2 protein-coding genes are annotated in these 3,224 nt (G+C 76.6%); both read left to right on the top strand.

Annotated features, from left to right (window positions below):
• The coding region (locus tag GQS09_RS27690) for a DUF3152 domain-containing protein (protein WP_399552626.1) at window positions 1-1,039 on the top strand (1,039 nt) is incomplete at its 5' end.
• 292 nt (window positions 1,040-1,331) lie between these two features.
• The gene (locus GQS09_RS27685; RefSeq protein WP_165990264.1) at window positions 1,332-3,149 is read left to right on the top strand and encodes a DUF3492 domain-containing protein; all 1,818 of its coding nucleotides are present in this window, start codon (window positions 1,332-1,334) and stop codon (window positions 3,147-3,149) included.
• Window positions 3,150-3,224: the final 75 nt, after the last annotated feature.

The raw sequence follows: 3,224 nt of genomic DNA, 5'->3' as shown, positions 1-3,224 counted from the left end.
GGCCGCGGGCAGGGCCGGGAGCGCCGCCGGTGAGACGGCGGCGGAGCCGCCGCAGCGGGGCCGCCACCGCTCGCCCCGCAGGCGGGGCAGGGAGAAGAAGCCGGGCGGCTGGGGCCGGACCCTGAGCGGGGTGGGCGCCGCGGCCGTGGTGACCTGCCTGGCCGTGACCGCGGCCATGGCCGCGCTGGAGGAGGGCGGGTCCGGGGATGCCGCGGCCGGCCGGGGCGACGGCGGAAGCCCGGCCGCCGGGGGCGGCGAGGGCACCGGCGATTCAGCGGCCCGCTCCGACCGCTCCGACCGCTCCGGGGACACGGAGAACCCCGAGAACCCGGAGAACGCCGAGAACCCCGAGAACGACGGGGAGGCCGGCGGCACCGGGCCGGGGGACACGGGCGGCGGCACGGGGGGCGTCCCCGGCGGCGGCACCGGCATGGACTACGACACCTACATGGACACCGTCTGGGGTCTGGACCCGGAGCTGACCGGGAGCGGCACCCTGGTGCCGGTGCCCGGCACCGACCCGGCGGCCGACCCGGACGCCGGGACGCTGCTGCGCTACCGGGTGGACGTGGAGGAGGGCCTGGGCGTGGACCCGGAGATCTTCGCCGAGGCCGTGCACCGCACCCTGAGCGATCCGCGCAGCTGGGGCAACAACGGCGAGCGCGGCTTCGCCCGGGTCTCCTCCGGCGACTACGACTTCGTCATCACCCTGGCCAGCCCCGGGACCACCGCCGACTGGTGTGCCAAGGCCGGGCTGGACACCACCGTGGACAACGTCTCCTGCAACGCCTCGACCACCGAGCGGGTGATGATCAACGCCTGGCGCTGGGCGCAGGGTGCACAGACCTACGGGCCGGAACGCATCCGCGAGTACCGGCACATGCTCATCAACCACGAGGTGGGACACCGGATCGGCTACGGGCACGAGATCTGCCCGGCCGAGGGCGCGCTCGCCCCGGTGATGATGCAGCAGACCAAGTTCCTCACCATCAACGGTGTCACCTGCGAGCCCAACGCCTGGCCGCACCCGGAGAACTGACCTCCCCGCACCGGTGGCCGCCGGGGCCCGAAGGGGCGTTCCGGGGGCGCGGCGGCGCGCGCACAGCCGTCGTTTCGTCAACGGACGTCCCGTGCCGCGCCTTAACGGCTGACTCCACCCATAGTTACGGTTCTTCACCCCTTCCGGTGGTGCGACGGACAACCGTCCATCGCGGCCCCGCCCACCGGACTTACCGTCGTGCCGCAGGGCTCACGGAGGCGGCCGCTCTCCGCTGAGCGGCCCGCAGCACGACCGCGATCCGTGGACCATGAGGAAGATCGGGGGTGCGCCGGTGCGCATCGCATTGCTCACAGAGGGTGGATATCCGTACGCGCGTGGTGAGTCCGTGGGGTGGTGCGACCGTCTGGTGCACGGTCTGCCGCATCACGAGTTCGAGATCCGCGCCCTGAGCCGCAGCCGCCAGCAGGCCGCCGGGCCGCGCCGCCCGCTGCCGTCCCATGTGGTGCTGCTGCGCACCGCCCCGCTGTGGGGGCCGCCGCCGGAACCCGGTGCGCGGGACGGCGGCCGGCCGTCCCGGCGGCTGGGCCGCCGCTATGCCGCGGCCTTCGCCGAGCTGACCGCCGCGCTCTGTGCCGCCGAGCCCGCCGGCGGTGCGGCGAAGGACGGCATAGGCGTGCCCCCGCAGGACCGGCCGCCCGGCCTGGCGGACCGTTTCGCCGAGGGCCTGTACGGGCTGGCCCGCCCGGCGGTGGAGCACGGCGGGCTGAGCACCTGGCTGCGCTCGGAACAGGCCCTGCGGGTGCTGGAGTCCGCCTGCCGGCTGCCCGGCGCGCCGCGCGCCGTGCGCACCGCCCAGGTCGCCGACCTGCTGGCGGTGCTGGAGCGGCTGGAGCGGGTGCTGCGCCCGCTCTCCCTGGACTGGTACGGCGACGGCCGGGACGGCGCCGGACCCGGCCTGGGACAGGCCGACCTCTGCCACGCCGTGGGCGGCGGCCCGGCCGCCCTGCCCGGCCTGCTCGCCCGGCACTTCTACGGCACCCCGCTGCTGCTCACCGAGTACGGGGTCCGGCTGCGCGAGCACTACCTGACCAGCGCGGCCCATGCGGTGGCGCCCTCCGCGCCCGGCGCCCCGGTGCGGGCCCTGCTGGCCGCGTTCCAGACCCGGCTGGCCCGCGAGGTCTACGCCCGCGCCGAGCTGATCACCCCGGGCAACGCGCACGCCCGGCGGTGGCAGGAGCGCTGCGGCGCGGACCGGGCCAGGCTGCGCATCGTCTACCCCGGCATGGACGCCGGGCCGTTCCACGCGGTGGGCGAGGCCGCGGTGCGCGCGGGCGACGGCCGGCCGCCGCGGCTGCGCGCCGTGGAGCCGCAGCCGCCGGTCCTGGTGTGGGTCGGCACGGCGCAGCCCGGCAAGGACCTGATCGGGCTGCTGCACGCCTTCGCCGAGGTGCGGCGGGCCGAGCCGGGCGCGCGGCTGCGGATCGTCTCCACCCCGGAGCGGGGGCGGCCGGACACGGCCTATCTGGCGCACTGCCGGGTGCTGGCCGCGCAGCTCTTCCCGGACGAGGCCGCGGACGCCCACGCCGTGGGCGACAACCCGGTGTCCTTCGACGAGGTGGGCTCGCCGGAGGCGCCCACCCTGGCCCTGGCCTACGCCTCCGGCGACGTCTCGGTGATCTCCAGCGTGGTGGAGGGCTTCCCGGTCCCGCTGATCGAGGCCATGTTCTGCGGCCTGGCCACGGTGTCCACGGACGTCGGCGCGGTCTGCGAGGTGATAGGCGGCACCGGGCTGGTGGTGCCGCCCCGCAATCCCAGGGCGCTGGCCGACGCCTGTGTGCAGCTGCTGCGCGATCCGCGGCGCCGGGCGCGGCTGGGCGCGGCGGCCCGCTCCAGGGCGCTGGAGCTGTTCACCGTCGAACAGAACGTGGCCGCCTTCCGGGGCATCTATCTGGAACTGATGTCACGCTCCCCGGGCCGCTGGGGCTCGGCGCGGGAGCCGGAGCCGCCCCGGGACGTTCCCTTCGCCCGGCCCGCGGAGGCGTATGTGCCGGCCCGCACTCCGGCCGCGCCGCCGAGGTGGGCCGCCGGCCGGGCGTCGCGTCCGGTGGCCGCCGCGGCCCCCGCCCATGACGGAGGGAGCGGCTCATGACCGTCGCCACCGGCCACCCCGCGGCATCCGCCGCGGGCGGTCCGCTCCGGTGCTCCGCCCGGATCTCCGTGCCGG

This window comes from Streptomyces sp. YIM 98790 (genome assembly GCF_011421595.1).
Classification (GTDB): domain Bacteria; phylum Actinomycetota; class Actinomycetes; order Streptomycetales; family Streptomycetaceae; genus Streptomyces.
Note: the sequence above shows the minus strand (reverse complement) of the source record. Positions and strands in the feature narration are given on the sequence as shown.